Source organism: Paraliobacillus zengyii (genome assembly GCF_003268595.1).
In the GTDB taxonomy this organism is placed as follows: Bacteria; Bacillota; Bacilli; order Bacillales; family Amphibacillaceae; genus Paraliobacillus_A; species Paraliobacillus_A zengyii.
The window spans coordinates 1500431-1518941 of the sequence record NZ_CP029797.1; the positions used below are offsets into that span (position 1 = coordinate 1500431).

At 34.4% G+C, this 18511-nt stretch carries 21 protein-coding genes and 1 pseudogene; 21 read left to right on the forward strand and 1 reads right to left on the reverse strand.

Annotated elements, in window-relative coordinates:
* The first annotated feature begins 71 nt into the window (after positions 1 to 71).
* From DM447_RS07620 to DM447_RS07680, 13 genes are all read left to right on the forward strand, one after another.
* The gene (locus DM447_RS07620) at positions 72 to 1034 is read left to right on the forward strand and encodes a LacI family DNA-binding transcriptional regulator (protein ID WP_112180647.1); all 963 of its coding nucleotides are present in this window, start codon (positions 72 to 74) and stop codon (positions 1032 to 1034) included.
* A 45-nt stretch (positions 1035 to 1079) separates the two neighbouring features.
* A complete protein-coding gene (locus DM447_RS07625; protein WP_112180648.1) occupies positions 1080 to 1865 on the forward strand; it encodes a Cof-type HAD-IIB family hydrolase in 786 nt (261 codons plus the stop codon).
* A gap of 347 nt (positions 1866 to 2212) precedes the next feature.
* Positions 2213 to 3421: an NAD(P)/FAD-dependent oxidoreductase gene (locus DM447_RS07630; RefSeq protein WP_112180649.1), complete on the forward strand. Its 1209-nt coding sequence runs from the start codon at positions 2213 to 2215 to the stop codon at positions 3419 to 3421.
* Positions 3422 to 3749: 328 nt separating this feature from the next.
* Complete coding sequence (locus DM447_RS07635) at positions 3750 to 4469, forward strand: YebC/PmpR family DNA-binding transcriptional regulator (RefSeq protein ID WP_112180650.1); 720 nt, start codon at positions 3750 to 3752, stop codon at positions 4467 to 4469.
* 109 nt (positions 4470 to 4578) lie between these two features.
* Positions 4579 to 5520, forward strand: coding sequence for an aldo/keto reductase (locus tag DM447_RS07640; protein ID WP_112180651.1), 942 nt, complete (start codon positions 4579 to 4581; stop codon positions 5518 to 5520).
* A 230-nt stretch (positions 5521 to 5750) separates the two neighbouring features.
* The gene (locus DM447_RS07645; protein ID WP_112180652.1) at positions 5751 to 6347 is read left to right on the forward strand and encodes a 3'-5' exonuclease; all 597 of its coding nucleotides are present in this window, start codon (positions 5751 to 5753) and stop codon (positions 6345 to 6347) included.
* A gap of 29 nt (positions 6348 to 6376) precedes the next feature.
* Positions 6377 to 6637, forward strand: a complete 261-nt coding sequence (locus tag DM447_RS07650) for a DUF6171 family protein (protein WP_112180653.1) — start codon at positions 6377 to 6379, stop codon at positions 6635 to 6637.
* An 88-nt stretch (positions 6638 to 6725) separates the two neighbouring features.
* Positions 6726 to 7880, forward strand: coding sequence for a M20 family metallopeptidase (locus DM447_RS07655; RefSeq protein ID WP_112180654.1), 1155 nt, complete (start codon positions 6726 to 6728; stop codon positions 7878 to 7880).
* A 116-nt stretch (positions 7881 to 7996) separates the two neighbouring features.
* Complete coding sequence (locus tag DM447_RS07660) at positions 7997 to 8806, forward strand: ABC transporter substrate-binding protein (RefSeq protein ID WP_112180655.1); 810 nt, start codon at positions 7997 to 7999, stop codon at positions 8804 to 8806.
* 48 nt (positions 8807 to 8854) lie between these two features.
* Entirely contained in the window at positions 8855 to 9514 is a 660-nt protein-coding gene (locus DM447_RS07665; protein ID WP_112180656.1) for an amino acid ABC transporter permease, read from the forward strand.
* Positions 9507 to 10229, forward strand: coding sequence for an amino acid ABC transporter ATP-binding protein (locus DM447_RS07670; protein WP_112180657.1), 723 nt, complete (start codon positions 9507 to 9509; stop codon positions 10227 to 10229). The genes DM447_RS07665 and DM447_RS07670 overlap by 8 nt, the downstream gene beginning before the upstream one ends.
* A 176-nt stretch (positions 10230 to 10405) precedes the next feature.
* Positions 10406 to 10849 (forward strand): DUF5392 family protein, encoded by a 444-nt coding sequence (locus DM447_RS07675; protein WP_112180658.1) that lies wholly within the window; start codon positions 10406 to 10408, stop codon positions 10847 to 10849.
* Between the two features lie 778 nt (positions 10850 to 11627).
* Positions 11628 to 12461 carry a formate/nitrite transporter family protein gene (locus DM447_RS07680; RefSeq protein ID WP_112180659.1) on the forward strand — a complete coding sequence of 278 codons (834 nt, stop codon included), beginning with the start codon at positions 11628 to 11630 and terminating at the stop codon, positions 12459 to 12461.
* A gap of 31 nt (positions 12462 to 12492) precedes the next feature.
* Here DM447_RS07680 and sda read toward each other — a convergent pair whose 3' ends face one another.
* The gene (gene sda / locus DM447_RS07685) at positions 12493 to 12612 is read right to left on the reverse strand and encodes a sporulation histidine kinase inhibitor Sda (protein ID WP_112180660.1); all 120 of its coding nucleotides are present in this window, start codon (positions 12610 to 12612) and stop codon (positions 12493 to 12495) included.
* A gap of 186 nt (positions 12613 to 12798) precedes the next feature.
* Here sda and DM447_RS07690 point away from each other — a divergent pair, with 186 nt between their 5' ends.
* The 8 genes and pseudogenes from DM447_RS07690 (at position 12799) to DM447_RS18350 (ending at position 18477) form a co-directional block, all read left to right on the forward strand.
* Positions 12799 to 13011 carry a hypothetical protein gene (locus DM447_RS07690; protein WP_112180661.1) on the forward strand — a complete coding sequence of 71 codons (213 nt, stop codon included), beginning with the start codon at positions 12799 to 12801 and terminating at the stop codon, positions 13009 to 13011.
* 151 nt (positions 13012 to 13162) lie between these two features.
* The gene (locus tag DM447_RS07695; RefSeq protein WP_112180662.1) at positions 13163 to 14128 is read left to right on the forward strand and encodes an AAA family ATPase; all 966 of its coding nucleotides are present in this window, start codon (positions 13163 to 13165) and stop codon (positions 14126 to 14128) included.
* A 3-nt stretch (positions 14129 to 14131) separates the two neighbouring features.
* On the forward strand, positions 14132 to 15223 hold the full coding sequence (locus DM447_RS07700; RefSeq protein ID WP_112180663.1) for a DUF58 domain-containing protein: 1092 nt from the start codon (positions 14132 to 14134) through the stop codon (positions 15221 to 15223).
* Between the two features lie 20 nt (positions 15224 to 15243).
* Entirely contained in the window at positions 15244 to 16557 is a 1314-nt protein-coding gene (locus tag DM447_RS07705; protein WP_112180664.1) for a hypothetical protein, read from the forward strand.
* 109 nt (positions 16558 to 16666) lie between these two features.
* The gene (locus tag DM447_RS07710; protein WP_112180665.1) at positions 16667 to 17266 is read left to right on the forward strand and encodes an alpha/beta hydrolase; all 600 of its coding nucleotides are present in this window, start codon (positions 16667 to 16669) and stop codon (positions 17264 to 17266) included.
* Positions 17267 to 17345: 79 nt separating this feature from the next.
* Entirely contained in the window at positions 17346 to 17765 is a 420-nt protein-coding gene (locus tag DM447_RS07715; protein WP_112180666.1) for a PH domain-containing protein, read from the forward strand.
* 99 nt (positions 17766 to 17864) lie between these two features.
* A pseudogene (locus DM447_RS18515) lies at positions 17865 to 18010 on the forward strand (ABC transporter ATP-binding protein); the annotation flags it as partial.
* A gap of 320 nt (positions 18011 to 18330) precedes the next feature.
* The gene (locus tag DM447_RS18350) at positions 18331 to 18477 is read left to right on the forward strand and encodes a hypothetical protein (RefSeq protein WP_157967370.1); all 147 of its coding nucleotides are present in this window, start codon (positions 18331 to 18333) and stop codon (positions 18475 to 18477) included.
* Positions 18478 to 18511: the final 34 nt, after the last annotated feature.

Consider the following 18511-nt stretch of genomic DNA (forward strand, 5'->3'; position numbering starts at 1 on the left):
CTGAAACGCGTTTCATAAAGTAAGCTAAATTATGTTAAAATATTCGTATTCGAGTAAAAAAGGTGATTGAAATGACGAATATTAGAGATATTGCTAAAATGGCTAAGGTTTCTGTTACAACTGTTTCGCGAGTCTTGAATCAACATCCTTATGTAAGTGCGCAAAAACGGGAAGCTGTTTTGGACGCTGTTAAAGCGAGCAATTATCGTAAGAATATTAATGCGGTTCATTTGAGTAAAGGGAAGACTTTCTTAATTGGTGTTGTATTACCTTATACAGATCATCCTTATTTTGGCATGTTGTTAAAAGGCATTGCGAATCAAGCTTTAGAGGCCAATTATAAGTTAGTATTGATTCAAACAAGTTATCAAAAAAGTAAGGAAAAAGAAGCATTAATTATGTTAGAACAAAAACAAATTGATGGATTAATTATTTGTTCCAGAATTAGTGAATGGGATACAATCAAGCGATATCTCGTATACGGACCAATTATATTAGCAGAAAATGCTAGTGAGAAACAAATTTCCGCTACCTATATTGATCATTACCAGTCTTTTTATGAAGCAATTGACTACTTGTTTGTCAATGGGCATCGCCAAATAGGTTATTGTATCAACCGTAAAACAGGAGTTAGCAGTGAACAACGTGAAAAAGCTTATCAAACATTTTTAAAAAGCAATGCCTTACCTTATAACAATACCTATATTTTTGAAGGTTGCTTGAACTTTGAAGATGGCGAGAAAGTTGTCCAACAATGGAAACAAATGAAGGATCCACCTTCCGCTTTAGTTGTAACAAATGATCAAGTTGCTGCTGGAATTATAATATGTTGTCAAAACGAGGGGATAATAGTGCCAAAGGATTTAGCCATTGTTGGATTTGATAATCAACCAATAGCAAAGTACCTCGGGATAACAACAATGGAAATTCCATTAGTTGATATGGGTAAGCAATTATTTTTGCAAGCAATTGACACCGCGTCGATATCACAACACAAGGTTTCAGTCCATTTAATTGAAAGAAGTACAGTCTAGTAGGAACAAGCTAATACATAGTAAAAGTATAAAAGGAGAGCTAATATGACTGAAAAAAGTGTAATATTTTTTGATATAGATGGGACTTTATTAGATCATGATAAAAAGTTACCTGTCTCAGCAAAGGAAGCTGTATTCGAATTGAAAAAACAAGGACATATTGTAGCCATCGCAACAGGACGCGCTCCATTTATGTATGCTGATCTACGTGAAGAATTAGAAATTGATACATACGTTAGTTATAACGGACAATATGTTGTGGTCAACGGTGAGGTCGTTTATGGTCAACCATTAGACGTTCCTTCATTGGTTGAACTGACCGCAGTAGGCTTAACAAATGATCATCCAATTGTATATATGGATGAGGTGGATATGAAAGCCAATGTACCAACACATGAACATATTGTAGAAAGTATTGCTTCATTAAAAATTGACTATTTACCGTCACATGATCCAGATTATTATAAAGAACGTAACATTTATCAATCATTATTCTTTTGTACAGAAGGAGAAGAGGAACAGTACCGCGCAAAATTTCCAGCATTCGATTTTGTAAGATGGCACCCAGTTGCAGTTGATGTTTTGCCAAAAGGTGGTTCAAAAGCAAACGGCATTAAACAGGCAATGAAAGCGATCGGTATTGCAAAAGAGAATCAATACGCATTTGGAGACGGACTGAATGATTTAGAAATGCTCGCTTCAATAACGAATAGTGTTGCAATGGGAAATGCTAAAGAGGAAGTGAAGGCAGTCTCTAAATATGTAACGAAAGATGTCGATCAAGATGGAATTGTGCATGGTTTGAAACTAGTAGGGTTAATAAAAAAATAAAAATAGTGCCAATCAATTTGGGTAATAGTCGCTTAGTAAAAAAATAGCATGCAGTTTGTGCATAAAAAAACAGCTATAATACACAATTATCCTTAAATCTAAAGACGAGACTGTATATTCTGAAAAGATAGTCTATTAATAAGTTTGTTACTTATGACACATTTGGTTAGACGTTTAGGCTCCTATTTGTTAGAATAACATAGAAGATGCTTTTTCGAACGACAGGGATGGAAGCATTTGATGGACAGAATGTTAAAGTGCTATTAAATGTATACATAGCGACTTATAGACAAATAATTACACTATTGCTGTGCATCAATTCACTACAAATAAGGGGTTGAATGTAAATGAGTAAACCAAAAATCGTCCTACTTGGCGCAGGTTATGCCGGTATGATGACAACAAAACGTCTCATGCAAAAATTGTCAATTGAAGATGCAGAGATTGTATTAGTTAATAAGCACAACTATCATTATCAAACAACGTGGTTACACGAAGTTGCGGCTGGAACTATTGATCCAAATCGCGCTCGTGTTATGATCTCTGACGTGATTAATCCAAATCGCGTAACAATCGTAGAAGATACGGTAGAGAAAATTATGCCAGATCAGAAGAAAGTTGCATTAAAAAACGGTGAGTTAGATTACGATTATCTTGTTGTAGGATTAGGATTTGAGAAAGCAACATTTGGTATTCCAGGTATGGCAGAGCATGCATTATCTATCCAAAGTATTGATAAGAGTCGTTATATTCGTGACCACATTGAATATCAGTTCTCAAGTTATCATAACGCAGAAAATCCTAAAGAAGAGTTACTAACATTCATCGTAGGTGGAAGTGGCTTTACTGGTATTGAATTTGTTGGTGAATTAGCAGAGAAAATACCTGAATTATGTAAGAAATATGATGTAGATCGTAATAAAGTTCGCATCGTTAATATTGAAGCTGCTCCAACAATTTTACCAGGGTTTGATGAAGACCTTGTAAAATATGCACGTCGTTCTTTAGAAGATCGCGGTGTAGAGTTTAAATTAGGTACAATGATTAAAGAGTGTAAAGCTGACGGTGTTATTGTTGGTGACGATAAAGAAGAAATTAAAGCAGCAACAATTGTATGGACTGGTGGAGTTCAAGCTAACTCTATTTTAGGTGAATCTGGTTTTGAGCTCACAAAAGGTAAAGTGAATGTTGATTCTGATTTACGTGCACCAGGTTATGAGGATGTATTTATCCTTGGTGATTGTGCATGGGTTATGAACAAAGAATCAGGACGTCCTTATCCTCCAACAGCACAAATTGCTATTCAAGAGGCTGATGTTTGTGCAGCAAATATTGATGCACTAATTAAAGGTACTTCATTAAAAGAGTTTACGTTTGACAATAAAGGAACGGTTGCATCATTAGGTGGACGTCATGCAATGGGTACAATTTTCGAAGGTAAAAAATTGTATGGTTTATCAGCTAAAATGATGAAGCATGTCATTGATGATCGTTACTTGTTTATGCTTGGTGGAGCAGGTCTTGTATTGAAAAAAGGTAAATTCAAACCATTTTAAATTAAAAACATATCAACGTTAAGTTAAGTAAGCTGGTTTTTTTCATCATTTGAAGGAGGGAATCCGTTCATGAAGAACACGTTGCTTGTCACATTATTTACATTACTTACAACTGTAGTGTATGTCGTATTTTCACGACAGAATGAAAGTGGAAGAGAATTTCATTAAGTTTAGTAGAAACCAGCCTGGTCTTGGCTGGTTTTTTTGTGAATGAATTTAGAAAGTATACATATTATTAGTTGTAAAGTCTTAACATATTTCAAAAATAAGGTATAATTATTTTGATGTAAAAAACATAGAAGTGTAACTGGAAAGCGAGAGGAACGATATGGGACGTAAGTGGAATAATATTAAAGAAAAGAAAGCATCAAAAGATGCGAATACAAGTAGAGTTTATGCAAAGTTTGGACGTGAGATCTATGTTGCAGCACGTCTTGGTGATCCAGATCCTGAGACAAATCAAGCGTTGAAAATAGTCTTAGAGCGCGCAAAGACATATAGTGTACCAAAGCAAATTATTGATCGCGCAATTGAAAAAGCTAAAGGTGGGGAAGAAGAAAGTTATACGGAATTACGCTATGAAGGTTTTGGACCAAATGGTTCGATGCTTATTGTTGATACATTAACAAATAATGTTAACAGAACTGCAGCAGATGTCCGTGCAGCATTTAATAAAAATGGTGGAAACATGGGTGTGAATGGTTCTGTGGCATATATGTTTGATGCGACAGCGGTTATAGGTTTTGAAGGGAAAACAGCGGATGATGTCTTAGAATTATTAATGGAAGCGGATATTGACATTCGAGATGTTTTAGAAGAAGATAACGCGGTTATTATTTATGCTGAACCAGATCAGTTTAGGGCAGTACAAGATAGATTAAAAGAAGAGGGGATTACAGAATTTAGGGTTGCAGAATTAACAATGCTAGCTCAGAATGATGTTGTCCTGTCAGAAGAAGATAATGCACAAATGGAGAAGTTATTCGAAGCGCTAGAAGAGTTAGAGGACGTTCGTCAAGTCTATCATAATGTTGATTTACCAGAATAACTGAGATTTTGTTCAGTTATTCTTTTGTTTGAATATGTTTAAGACAATGATACAAAGGGTAAAATTTAGGAGAGTGATTAGATAGACAATTGAGGGAGATGTTTCATTTATGGCAGAAAGAACACAACTCGGAAAATCAGATTTATACGTTAATCCTATAGGTTTAGGAACGAATGCAGTAGGAGGACATAATCTATATCCTAATTTAGATGAAGAAGTAGGTAAGGATTTAGTGCGGACTGCAATAAAAAACGATATTAACTTTTTAGATACCGCATTTATATATGGCCCGGAACGCTCAGAGGAATTAGTAGGACAAGTGGTGAAGGAATTAGGAAATCGCGAGGATGTTGTGATTGCTACAAAAGGGGCGCACAAGTTTAATGGCGATGATGTTCTTATCGATAATTCACCGGCTTTTTTAACAAAAGCAGTAGAAGCTAGTCTTACAAGGTTACAGACAGATTATATTGATTTGTATTACATTCATTTTCCAGATGAGCATACACCAAAAGATGAAGCTGTTGGTGCTCTACAAGAATTAAAAGATGTAGGCAAAATAAGAGCAATAGGGGTTTCCAATTTTTCAATTGATCAATTAAAAGAGGCGAATAAAGATGGCCTCGTAGATGTATATCAAGGTGAATATAATTTACTTAACCGCGAGGCAGAGAATGAAATATTACCATATTGTAAAGAGAATAATATTTCGTTCATTCCATATTTTCCTTTAGCTTCAGGTTTATTAGCAGGGAAATATACAAAAGATATGAAATTTGATGATCTACGTAAAGACATGCCACATTTTCAAGGCAGACAATTTGAACATAACTTGGATAAGGTTGAACAAATCAGAGAAATCGCGCATGACAAGGGTGTAGAGGTTCCACACATCGTCTTAGCATGGTATCTAACGCAACCAGCAATAAACGCGCTTATTCCAGGTGCGAAACATTCAGATCAGGTCTTAAATAATTTAAAAACATTAGACGTGACGTTAACAGAGCACGATATTGAACGAATAGATGGTATTTTCAAAAAACAAGCATAATAAATATGTATAAAGAGCTTGGCCCCAAACATGGAGGTCAAGCTCTTTTAATTCTATATGCGCCGAATCGGGCGATAATTTCAATAATTGGGCGAACAGCAGAACTTATCGGGCGAAATTTTTAATAATCAATCGAAAACTAGAATAATCGAGCGAAAAAGAATATTTACTGTGAAACACACAGATCATTTGATAGAATAATAGTATAGAGAAGCTAGGAGGAAGTCTGTATGGATTTTGTTGCAATTGATTTTGAAACTGCAAATCGTTTTCGTGATAGTGCTTGTGCAGTGGGGATTGTCGTTGGAAATGAGAATGGCATTATTGATGAGTTTTACAGTTTAATAAATCCACAAACAAGTTTTGAAAGTCATAATATATATGTTCATGGAATTACAGAAAGAGATGTACAAAGCGCACCTACTTTTGATGAAGTTTGGAATACAATGAAAGATTACCTTGACAATCAAATCGTAATTGCACACAACGCTAGTTTTGATATGAGCGTTTTACGCGCGTCATTAGATAAATCGCGGTTAGCCTATCCGACATTCGATTATCTCTGTTCTGTTATGCTATCAAAATTAGTCTGGCCAGGAATGCCAAACTATAAATTGAATACATTGGCTGATTTAAAAGGTATTATGCTCGATCATCACCATGCACTTGCAGATTCACGAGCGGTTATTGAATTGTTGGTCCAAGCGATGCAAGATAATCAAGTATCAAATATTGATTATTTAATAAAACAGCATGCAGTGACATGTGGAAAAGTTTTTGAGAGAAGCTATCAAACACCTAAACGTCGTAAGCGAAGTGTAAAGTAAAAACTAATAGAATCTTTAGGAGGATAAAGATGGCTTGCAAAGGTTGTTCAGCATCCGTAAGGCATACAAAAGAAGAAGTAGAAGCACTTGTGAGTGAGCAATTAGCATTAGAACCTGATCTAGTAACAGAAGATATTTATCAATCTAGAATGCAAATCTGTGAACAATGTCCAAACCTGCAATATGAAACGACTTGTGGATACTGCGGTTGTTTTGTTGCATTTAGAGCAAAATTGGCTTATAAAAAATGTCCAGATCCAACTGGTTCGAAATGGCTAGTCAATTCATGAAGTAATGACTTGCATAAATTTTCACTAAGCATTATATTTAATCATTACTATATGAATACATACAACTAGATGGGAAGGGAATAATATTATGAAGAATAAACTACAATCAAATTTAGACATGTTTAAAGACAAACTATGGGAGATGAGTGATTACTTATATCATCATCCTGAATTAGGTGGACAGGAATACAACTCGATGAAACTTCTGGTTGAATTCTTACAGTCACATGATTTTGAAGTGGAAACAGGTTTAGTTGATCGAGAAACTTCATTTAGAGCTGTTTATGATAGCAATAAACCCGGACCGACAATAGCATTTATGTCCGAATATGATGCCTTACCGGGTGTTGGACATGGTTGTGGTCATAATATGATTGCTACAATGGGTGTAGGTGCTGGTGTGACCTTGAGTAAAGTCATAAACGAAACAGGAGGTAAAGTCATTGTTCTAGGAACCCCAGCAGAGGAAACGAACGGTGCTAAAGTACCAATGGCTGACGAAGGTATTTTTGATGACATTGATGTCGCGATGATGGTACATCCAGGAGATGTCTCAGCAAAGAGTGGTCATTCATTAGCAATGGATGCGATACAATTCTCCTACCATGGCAAAACAAGTCATGCTGCAGCTGCTCCTGAAAAAGGTATTAATGCATTAGATAGCGTGATCCAATTATTTAATGGTATTAATGCATTAAGACAACACGTTCGGTCTGATGTTCGAATTCACGGTGTCATAACAGAAGGTGGGGTTGCTGCAAATGTTGTTCCTGATAAAGCAACAGCACAATTCTATGTCCGTGCAAAAGATCGTGCTTATTTGAATGAAGTAGTAGAAAAGGTGAAAAATATCGCAGAAGGTGCAGCTTCAATGACTGGTGCATCAATTGAAATGAGTAACTATGAGTTGAGTTATGATGATATGCATACAAATGAAACGTTATCTGATTTATTCACGAAGAATTTATATGCAGCTGGTGAAACGAAAGTGAACCCTTCCAATGCATCATATGGTTCGATTGATATGGGGAACGTGAGTCAAGTTGTGCCAGCTATTCATCCGTATATTGGCTTCGATCATCCAGGTTTAATCGCACACACAACTGAATTCGCAGATAAAACAATTACCGAAAAGGGGCATACTGTAATTGCTCGTGGTGCTTTAGCTTTAGCGATGACTGGCTATGACATAGTCGCTGATAAAACATTACTTAAAAAAATAAATGCGGAATTTAACAAGTAATAACTAAAAAATGAGCTAATTTTTGATTTACTCTTCCCAAATGCATAAATATTTGTTAAAATGCAGTATCGTGTATAAATATACGTTACAAAGAGATAAAAGAAGGGAAGATAAAAATGAAAAAACAATTTTTCTTAATGGCAGCACTTATTGGAATATTTTCACTATTCTTAGTAGCTTGTGGTACATCTGATGAAGGAGAAACGACGGGGGATACTTCAGAAGAAACGACAGACGCAACTGAATCAGAAGATAAAGAAGTATTAGAAATGGCAACTTCTGCTGATTTCCCACCATTTGAATCACGAAATACGGATGGCGATTTCGTTGGTTTTGATATTGACTTAGCTAATTATGTAGCAGATGAACTAGGATATGAATTAGAAATTACAGATATGAATTTTGATGGTTTAATTGGAGCACTACAGAATGATCGTGTAGACATGGTATTATCGGGTATGTCGGCAACGGATGAACGTGCTGAAAATGTTGATTTCTCAACAGCATATAACCATTCAGGTGAAATGTTTGTAACACTTAAGGATTCCGAAATCACTTCATTAGAAGATATTGAAGGAAAAACTGTTGGTGTTCAATTAGGTACGATTCAACAAGATGGTGCAGAGAAGATTCAAGAAGATACAGACTTTGAAATAAAAGCTGTTGATACTGGATCAATATTAATTCAAGAATTAATGTCTAATCGAATTGATGTAGCATACATGGATAAAGCCGTAGCTACTGGTTATATAGAGGAGCAAGATCTTGCTGGATTCGATGATCCAACAACAAGTTCACCAGGAATGGCGATTGCATTTCCAAAAGGAAGCGAAATGGTTGATGAAGTGAATGAAGTTCTAGCTCAAGCAGAAGAAAGTGGCTTTTTACAAGAATTAAAAGATAAATGGTTAAGTGAAGAAGAATAAATTATATTAGTCAAATAAAATATTATAGGAAGAAATGAGGTGTAAGGCATGAATTTGGATTTTACCCAAATCGTGCCTTATATTCCTTTTATGATAGAAGGAATATGGGTAACATTAAAGTTTGTATTTGTCGCTATTATATTTGGTTTCATATTGGGAACCATCTTAGCATTATTTAAAATTGGTAGCATTCGACCACTGAGATGGTTTGCTGATGCGTATACATCAATATTTCGTGGAACACCGTTAATATTACAATTAATGATTATTTATTTTGCTGTTCCTCAACTTACAGGATATGATATCCAACCATTTTTATCAGCAGTTTTAGCATTTGGATTAAATTCATCTGCATATGTATCAGAGATTATTCGTGCTGGTATTCAGGCAGTTGATAAAGGCCAAACTGAAGTTGCACAAGCATTAGGAATACCGTATCGTCAGATGATGACGGATATTATACTACCACAAGCTATGAAGAACATTTTGCCAGCATTAATGAATGAATTTATTACTCTAACAAAAGAATCAGCTTTAGTTTCAACAATAGGTTACTTAGATCTAATGCGCCGTGCACAGGTCGTTGGTGCTGAAATGTATCGCAATTTTGAACCGTTATTATTTGTTGGTGTGATATATTATCTATTAGTTATGGGACTTACAATAGTAGGTAAGCTTGTGGAACGGAGGTTGAGAGTTAGTGATTAAAGTAGAAAATCTATCAAAAAAGTTTGGAAACAATGAAGTATTAACAGACATCTCAGCAGAAATTAAAAAAGGTGAGGTTGTCTCTATTATTGGGCCCTCTGGTTCAGGTAAATCAACTTTTTTACGATGCATCAATTTATTAGAAAAACCGACAGAAGGTAAAATATATATTAACGGTCAAAGCTTAACAGATCCTGGAACGAATATTATGAAAGTAAGAGAAAAGATTGGTATGGTATTTCAACACTTTCACTTATTCCCTCACTTATCTGTTTTGGATAACTTAACGTATGCTCCGATGAAAGTGAAACGCGAATCAAAAGCACAGGCACAAGAAAAAGCGAAAGAGCTTTTAGCTAAAGTCGGTTTAACGGATAAAGAGGAAGCATATCCAAGTAGTCTTTCAGGTGGTCAAAAGCAACGTGTAGCAATTGCTCGTGCTTTAGCAATGGAACCTGAGTTAATGTTATTTGATGAACCAACTTCAGCATTGGACCCCGAAATGGTTAAAGAAGTATTAGATGTAATGAAAGATTTAGCGCATTCTGGTATGACGATGGCTGTCGTAACACATGAGATGGGATTTGCTCGTGAAGTTGCTGACCGTGTAATCTTTTTAGATCATGGTAAATTAGTTGAAGAAGGCGAACCAAATCAGTTTTTCGATAAACCTAAAACAGAGCGTGCAGCATCTTTCTTAGAAAAAATATTATAGGTTGTTAAAAAGAGAGTTAACTTCGATGAGGTTAATTCTTTTTTTATGATGACAAATCATTTAAATTGACCGTAATTCCTTGTCATTATATAATGGTTATAATAGGTTTTTAAGCTTTATGTGTATAGTAGTATTATAAAAACATATATTGTTAATAAAATGAAAGGGTGTTTTTTATGAATCCTTTAATATCTGAGCACATGCCGTTTTTCATAAAAAGAGAAATGGAAAAGATCGCAGAACAAGTTCAACCTTTAATGAAAAGAAATTCGAGATATATACTGTTTGCATTTCCTCTCATGTTAGTAGGAGGGATTAATTTAATAATTATGGCTTTTCAAGGGAATTGGAGCGAAGATATGCTACCAATTGCGGTGACTTATGCTTTGATTGCCTCCATCGGAATGGCGTTATATAAAGAAGCAAAACATGTTAATAAAAAGATTCATCAGATTGGTAAGGAACACATGATTGAACGTATAAAGACTAGCCATGTTGTTGCTGATGATAAGAAAAAGGCATATATTAATATGGTGAAAGAACATTCTAAAATGAGTCTCCAAATTTTTTTCAACTTTTTGACAGAAGAGAATAAAGAAAAGCAAGATACATTTTCATAGCACACGAAAAACTAGCAAGCATTTTAAATGTTTGCTAGTTTTTTATTTAATTTAAATATAAAACTTTTATTACTGTTAAGATTCACAGTTGATAGAAAATGTGACATAACATGCCGCTTTGGAAATGTACTTCGCTTTCCGTGGGCACGGCTTCAGCTAACTTAGTAAAGCAAAAAACGCTTTACTAAGTGGATCTTCAGCCCGCGCTGTTCCCACAGGAGTCTACGTATATTTCCAAAGCTAGTTCAGATTCTACATGATGATTGTATATGGAATAATGACACTTTAGCTAAAGACATGCTTATCAATTGTTTATATTCTCCATTACAATTACAGTTTTTCTTCAAACTTGCTTCATTCCCTAGATAACCTAATTCTTCATAGTGAATATTGTTATTTATTTCTCCTAACTAGCGTATCAAGTGAAATTGGCGACACTCCTGCAGGAACAGCAAATGTTTTCGATGGGATGAGTAATCGAAATCCCACGGGCTGAAGATCCACTCGGAAACGTTCTTAGTTTCCGAGTTAGCTGAAGCCGTGCCTGCGGAAAGGGAGTCAATTTCACTTGAGTAGCGGGTCGGTCAGGGGATTTTGTTATGTCACAGTTGATGGCAATTTTGACGCAAGTAATGTTATGCCGGTGTCTATGGATACTTAATCACAAATAATACTTTTAAAAAGAGTTGAAAAATGTTCATATGTTTTCCTGTAGAACATTGGTATAATTAGTTGTGCATAACTTCACATAACTAATTAGAAGAAGGGTTTGGTTGACATGAGTTTTTATACGCCACAGGAAATTGCAACGTATACGGTATCGTCTGGAAAAAAAAAGGCGCATTTATCTATTTTACAATCTTCTGTTTTGGGATTTGAAGCAGGAGCCTTTATTGCACTTGGGTTCTTGTTATATATTCGTGTAACAGCGAGTATGCCTGTTGAATGGGGAGGGTTTTCAACTTTTATTGGAGCGTCATTATTCCCAATCGGTTTAATTCTAACACTTCTTGCTGGTGGTGAATTGTTAACTGGAAATATGATGGCAGTTCCTTTGTCACGAATGGAAAATAAAATTAGCACGTTGCAATTATTGAAAAATATAAGTATTATCACACTAAGTAATTTTATCGGCGCACTATTTGTTGCATATTTTTTTGGGCATATTGTTGGATTAACAGAGACTGGAGCATATTTAACAGCAACAATTAGTTTAGCAGAACATAAATTAGACGCAACATTTTTACAAGCATTTGTATCTGGAATTGGATGTAATTGGTTAGTCGCTTTAGCAGTTTGGTTAAGTTATGGTGCAAAAGATATGGGTGGTAAGATATTGGGTATTTGGTTCCCTACGATGGCTTTTGTTGCAATAGGCTTTCAACATGTGGTAGCTAATATGTTTCTAATTCCTGCTGCTATATTTGCAGGTCATTTTACATGGTTAGCATATTTAAGTAATTTTGTGCCAGTATTTTTAGGTAATGCTGTAGGTGGTACTTTATTTGTAGCTGTTGCTTATTGGACTGCATATCTAAAAGAAAGACCAAATATATCTGATAAAAGGGGAGATGATATTCCACTTTCAGTCGTTTCAAATAAAATAAATTAATGAAATAGACAATAGCGATTGAATGTCAGCATTATTTTATTTTTCGTTCAATCAATGCTTCTTTTAATAAAAAGATAAATTGATTATCCAGTTTTAACCTAATTGCAGTCTGATAGGCTTCAATAAGTTGTTTATCAGTTAATCGTTCCATCTCATCTCCCACTTTCTTTATGGTATTAATTAAAATTTGTTTGTTTAAGTAAATGGTTGGCTTATAATAAACTAAATAGTAGTTATTAATTTAGTGGAAATGTTATAATGTAATTTGTACTATACTTTATTTAAATCGGTATCGTTTAATATTTAACTGAACAAGTATGTCCTAAGAGGTGGAGAGATGACAACGTTATTTGAATCAATGGTATTTCCTGTAGATAATTTGTTAGGGATATTTTTATATGCTGTCTTGTTTGTTATTATTACTAGCTTAATAATTAGCCTGCTATTGCACTTCATTCCTAATTCACTAAGTAAAAGGTTAAAAAGTTTTATCTTAGGAACAGCTGTATTTATTTCACTGTTTTTTTGGTGGTCTATTATTGTTGTATGAAAAATTGAGATTAGTTTTCTAATTTAACAATGATTTCCTTCGTATTTTTCCCGATTTTTAGAAATATAAACATTCTACAATAGCTAATTTTACTTTTTCTTAATAGCAAGTTCAATTGAAAGCGCAAACATAGAAAGGAGAGAGGTTATTTATGAATTTAGAAGATATTCAAACGATTACGAATAGAATAAAAGAAAATGTGCAACAAGTTATTGTTGGGAAATCCGATGTTGTAGAACAACTCTTAGTAGCGTTACTTGCTTCACGTCATGTATTGTTAGAAGATGTGCCAGGCACAGGTAAAACATTGTTGGCAAAGTCTTTAGCAACTTCACTAGATTGTAAGTTCAACAGAATTCAATTCACTCCAGATCTTTTACCCACGGATGTAACAGGTTTGACTATTTACCGAACGAATAAAGGGGAATTTGAATTCCAACCTGGACCATTATTTACGAATTTACTATTAGCAGATGAAATTAATCGTGCAACACCGAGAACACAATCTAGCTTGTTAGAGAGCATGGAAGAAAAACAAGTAACGATAGATGGAAAGACGCATGTGTTGGATCGTCCGTTTATGGTAATAGCTACTCAAAATCCAATTGAAAGCCAAGGAACATTTCCATTACCAGAAGCACAATTAGACCGCTTTTTCTTAAAGATTAAAATGGGGTATCCAGACAAAGAGGAAGGAATGGAAATACTAAAGCGATTTAAGGATAATGATCCATTAGCATCACTTAAGGCAGTTGTGAGTAAAGAAAGTCTTATAGAAGCACAGAATCTTTTTACAAATGTATATGTAAGTGATGAAATATTGGAATACATAATGGCTATTGTGGAGGAAACAAGACACCACAGCGAAGTATTAATTGGAATCAGTCCACGTGGTTCGCAAGCTTTGTTAAGAGCAGTACAAGCATACACAGCAGTTAAAGGGAGAAGTTACGTTATACCTGATGATATTAAAATGATGGCAAAGTCTGTTCTGGGTCATCGGTTAGTCTTAAAACCAATGGCTAGAAGAAGCTTAAATGGAGCAGATGATATTATTGATAATGTACTAGAACGGGTCACAGTTCCTACAGAATCATTTAAAACAGAAGGTTCATAGCATATGAATATCGCCTGGGTCATTGTTGTGACGATTGGATTTATTTATCTACAAAGTAGTCTTTATCAAAGATGGGGATTAACTAAAATCACATATCATCGGAAATTTAATAAACTAGCTGTGTTTGAAGGTCAGGTAGTTGAACTTATCGATCAAATAGCGAATGAAAAAATATTGCCATTACCCTGGGTTCGTTTAGAATCTAAAATTAATAGACATTTAGCAATAAAACAGACAGAAGATCACGTCTCAGAAGATAAACAATTTCATCGTACACTGTTTAGTTTTCTTCCATATCAAAAAATAACGAGAAGGCATGAAGTGACCTGTTTAAAACGTGGTGTATATGCCCTACAAACAGTATCATTAGCAACAGGTGACCTTTTTGGCTTTCAAGAAAAGTTTAAGCAATTTAATACAGATGCAGTTTTAACTGTCTATCCAAAACTATTAGAAATAGAGGAGTTAAGCTTACCTGTCCATAGCTTTCTAGGTGAACAATCAGTCAAACGTTGGATTATGGATGATCCATTTATGAAGATCGGTACACGAACCTATCAAGAATCCGATCCAATCCATTCAGTCAATTGGAAAGCTTCTGCTCGAACGAATCAGCTACAAGTAAACATGCATGACTATACAGCTGATCATTACGTCATGATTTATTTAAATGTAGATCAATCAGATGATATTAAATTGCCAATTGAAAATGAACAATTGTTAGAGCAATCGATCACGTATGCCGCATCGATCGCACATTACACAATTAGTAAAGGTATCGAAACAGGTTTTGCAACAAATGCTGTTTTGGACAAAGATAGATTTGAGCAGATAAAGCCATTTGTTCATCTATATCCTGAGAGCGGAGACGGACAGTTATACTATTTATTAGATTCCATGGCCCACCTTACATACGAGCGAAGCAGAAACTTTCACTACTTGATTGAAGAAGCAGTTAGCAACGATACCAGAAAAATCGATTATGTATTAATAACCTCACGAATTTCAAATGAGACACAACAACAAATTGAACTACTAAGAAATAAAGGGCAAGCGGTTGAAATAATTTGGATGACCTCAGAAGATGATGATTAGCGTAAAGGAGGAGAAATATAATGCAGCATAAAGTAATATTTCGAATCTTTAGACAGACTATTGTTGAATATATAGCGTCATTTCCTATATTACTTGGTATAACAATTTGGTTAGTGCCTGTACCTCTGTCTATACCTTTTTTAGTTACGATACTATGCCTATATATGCTAGGTATCTGTGTGGGTAGCTTTTTTCAAAAAAAGTCGCTACTAACTGGTAGTCTATTTTCTATTGCACTTATTCACATGCTTCTGTATGATGGTTCGCTCATTCAAGACATTGGGCTCTTTCTATTCAGTGGTAGTATTCTCATTCGGGGGTTCCAGTACAGTAAAACAGATTGGAACGTGTTGCTTCCAGTCCATGTTTTGTGGTCATTTGGCGTGCCGTTATACTTTATCAGTTACTTTATTTATCGCTATACCAATCTGTTAGAAGTTTATGTACCTGTTATAACAGGTAGTGGTTTAATTTTTTTAGTGCTATTACTTTTTAAATCAAATGCAGATCATTTGGAACAGGCAATCTTAGTTAATCAAGATAAAAAATCCATTAGTAGTGTTATTCGAAAACAAAATTATGTCTATATTGTAATTATGCTTGTGATTATCACATTACTAACACAGTTTGGTATAGTCAAAACAGTAATATTTACGACAATTCGTACGATGTTTCTAGCGATTTCTGATTTTTTTAGTCTTTTTGAAAGCGATTCACCTGCAGAAGTACTAGTATCAGATGTTCCGAATGAAACGTCTTTTATTGGCGAAGAAATAAATGAACCTTCTCAATTCGCTCAAATTCTTGAAATAGTTGCTACTATTGCAGTTATTCTTGTGTTAATACTATTCATAATTTTTATCGGGTATAGAATATCAAATAGTTTTCAAAGATTCATTCACTGGATCACCGCTATTATTTACCGTATGATAGAAATAATAGGTAGTAAATCAATACTTGATACAAACATGTCAACGCATCAAGATGAAAAAGAAACGCTTTTTGATTGGAATAGATTTCGTAGTAAAATAAAAAAACAAACAAACCGTTTTGTGAAAAAGCGTCTGTTAAAGCAGAAAAAATGGGAAGCACTATCAGAAACCGAGAAGGTTCGTTATTTGTATCTTCAATTCGTTAAAAAAGCTCAAGAAGAAGGATACCAAGTAATGAATAATGAAACTGCGCATGAACTGCTGACTCGAATTGATAAAAATGAACTGTTGAAAAAATCAACACGATTGGAATTAGACCAGTTATACAATCGAGCACGTTATAGTCAAGAACGTCTTATAAAGTTAAATAAAGAGAATTATCAGCAACTCTTGAATAAATAATGGGGCATAATTATTCAAGAGGATGGTATTGGTTGACTATTGAGTTAATTATTCATATAATTATCTTGAATTCAAGATACGAACGAATGAAAGGGAGGACATCATAAAAATGAAACATATTTATAATGAAGGTAGCTCGGATCGGACATTATTATTGTTACATGGGACAGGTGGAACAGAACAGGATCTTTTACAAATTGCTGAAATGATTGATTCTTCTGCTAATGTACTTAGTGTAAGAGGAAATGTTTCAGAAAATGGTATGGCGCGTTTCTTTAGAAGATTAGAAGAAGGCGTTTTTGATGAAGAAGATTTAATTAAGCAAACAAAGGATTTAAATGACTTTTTAACAAAAGCATCAGGTGATTACCAATTTGATCGTGATAATATTGTAGCTATTGGTTATTCTAATGGGGCTAATATCGCTGGAAGCTTATTATTTCATCATGAACAAGCTCTAAAGGGCGCTATTTTACACCATCCAATGGTTCCTAGACGTGGTATCACATTACCTGATCTTACAGGAATGAATGTTTTTATTGGAGCAGGTCATAATGATCCCTTATGTACGGAAGCTGAATCGAAAGAATTATATGAAATCTTAGAAGGTAATGGTGCAGATGTTACATTGCATTGGGAAAATCAAGGGCATCAATTAACACTACCCGAAGTTGATGCAGCTAAACTTTGGTATAAGGAAAAATATTAAATATTTCAAACATAAATTGGTATATTATGATAGAATCAGCTTATAGATAAAGTTTGACTCAGGAGGTAGTTACACTGCGATGAATACCATTGAAGAGACAATAAATGAAGCTGGATTTGGACGAAAGAAAATCATTAAGAAATATACTGAAGTCTTCAAGAAAAATAAGTTAGATACTGATGAAGTATTGCTAGAAATGGCAACTACATTTGATAAGCCGACAGATTTATTATTTGTTACAGATAAACGTGTTTTTTATTTTAAAATGAACACAGAGGATTCATCAGTTGATAAACGCGTTAACTTTAAAGATGTTCTAAATTGTCAAATAGAGGATCAAGGTATTGAAAAACGTTTTGTAATTGGTTCTCGTTCACAAGAAGTGATAATTAGTAAGTTGATAGTAAATACGAGTATTGGGGTAGTAATAGAAATAGCTAAGGTACCAACCAAAATTGCCGAACAAGTAAAACAAACGATTGATTCAAAGATAGAATAGTAAACAAAAGCTGCTGGATATTAATCCTGTAGCTTTTATTTTTTCTTATGAAAAACGTTTCCGTAAAGTAATTGTTGATTTAAGAATATCGCAATAGGCAGTAAGATGCCTGAGATGTTAATTTTAGATGAACCCTTGATGGTCTTGATCCAGTTGTTCGCCAAAATAAAATTAAGAATATCATGATTCAAGATCTTGCTGATCGAAATATGACAATCATTATTTCTTCTCATAATTTGCTTGAGGAGAGGCTAAAAAAAAGTATTAGCTAGGTGTTGTAACAATACTAATACTATATCCGTTATTTCGTAATGTAACTCGTCTAAAATTGATAAATGATTTTAAAGATGAAGAAAATTGCTAAAAAATTAAACATCTATTTGTATATAGTGAAAATACAAATTCACAGAGCGCGAAAGCAATTTAAAAAAGTTTAGTTTTCATTGTAAATGAACTTTCATAAACGTTTCAATTTGTTCACTGATCAACACTCCCTGCTTGTCAAAAATTACAGGTTGTATTCTAGACGAATTAGTAAAAAGTATAAGCAGGAGGTGAACAACTAATGCAAAAAAATAAAGGTATGATGCTTCCGATGCTTGCATCTATTGGTGTAGGTGCTGCTACTTATTATAGTATGAGACGTAATGGTGGCGGAAAAAATGTAATGAACAAAATGACTTCTGCAATGAATCAAAACAAAAATATGTAAGTGAACAACGAGTAGGCGAATGAAACAATTCGTC

Bases quoted from the DNA above. Each gene is read 5' to 3' on its own strand.
- DM447_RS07700 (WP_112180663.1), top strand. From the start codon at position 14,132: ATGAATATCGCCTGGGTCATTGTTGTGACGATTGGATTTATTTATCTA.
- DM447_RS07635 (WP_112180650.1), top strand. From the start codon at position 3,750: ATGGGACGTAAGTGGAATAATATTAAAGAAAAGAAAGCATCAAAAGAT.
- DM447_RS07645 (WP_112180652.1), top strand. From the start codon at position 5,751: ATGGATTTTGTTGCAATTGATTTTGAAACTGCAAATCGTTTTCGTGAT.
- DM447_RS07620 (WP_112180647.1), top strand. From the start codon at position 72: ATGACGAATATTAGAGATATTGCTAAAATGGCTAAGGTTTCTGTTACA.
- DM447_RS07640 (WP_112180651.1), top strand. From the start codon at position 4,579: ATGGCAGAAAGAACACAACTCGGAAAATCAGATTTATACGTTAATCCT.
- DM447_RS07660 (WP_112180655.1), top strand. From the start codon at position 7,997: ATGAAAAAACAATTTTTCTTAATGGCAGCACTTATTGGAATATTTTCA.
- DM447_RS07625 (WP_112180648.1), top strand. From the start codon at position 1,080: ATGACTGAAAAAAGTGTAATATTTTTTGATATAGATGGGACTTTATTA.
- DM447_RS07695 (WP_112180662.1), top strand. From the start codon at position 13,163: ATGAATTTAGAAGATATTCAAACGATTACGAATAGAATAAAAGAAAAT.
- DM447_RS07710 (WP_112180665.1), top strand. From the start codon at position 16,667: ATGAAACATATTTATAATGAAGGTAGCTCGGATCGGACATTATTATTG.
- DM447_RS07705 (WP_112180664.1), top strand. From the start codon at position 15,244: ATGCAGCATAAAGTAATATTTCGAATCTTTAGACAGACTATTGTTGAA.
- DM447_RS07650 (WP_112180653.1), top strand. From the start codon at position 6,377: ATGGCTTGCAAAGGTTGTTCAGCATCCGTAAGGCATACAAAAGAAGAA.
- sda (WP_112180660.1), bottom strand. From the start codon at position 12,612: ATGGAACGATTAACTGATAAACAACTTATTGAAGCCTATCAGACTGCA.
- DM447_RS07680 (WP_112180659.1), top strand. From the start codon at position 11,628: ATGAGTTTTTATACGCCACAGGAAATTGCAACGTATACGGTATCGTCT.
- DM447_RS18350 (WP_157967370.1), top strand. From the start codon at position 18,331: ATGCAAAAAAATAAAGGTATGATGCTTCCGATGCTTGCATCTATTGGT.
- DM447_RS07630 (WP_112180649.1), top strand. From the start codon at position 2,213: ATGAGTAAACCAAAAATCGTCCTACTTGGCGCAGGTTATGCCGGTATG.
- DM447_RS07675 (WP_112180658.1), top strand. From the start codon at position 10,406: ATGAATCCTTTAATATCTGAGCACATGCCGTTTTTCATAAAAAGAGAA.
- DM447_RS07665 (WP_112180656.1), top strand. From the start codon at position 8,855: ATGAATTTGGATTTTACCCAAATCGTGCCTTATATTCCTTTTATGATA.
- DM447_RS07655 (WP_112180654.1), top strand. From the start codon at position 6,726: ATGAAGAATAAACTACAATCAAATTTAGACATGTTTAAAGACAAACTA.
- DM447_RS07715 (WP_112180666.1), top strand. From the start codon at position 17,346: ATGAATACCATTGAAGAGACAATAAATGAAGCTGGATTTGGACGAAAG.
- DM447_RS07690 (WP_112180661.1), top strand. From the start codon at position 12,799: ATGACAACGTTATTTGAATCAATGGTATTTCCTGTAGATAATTTGTTA.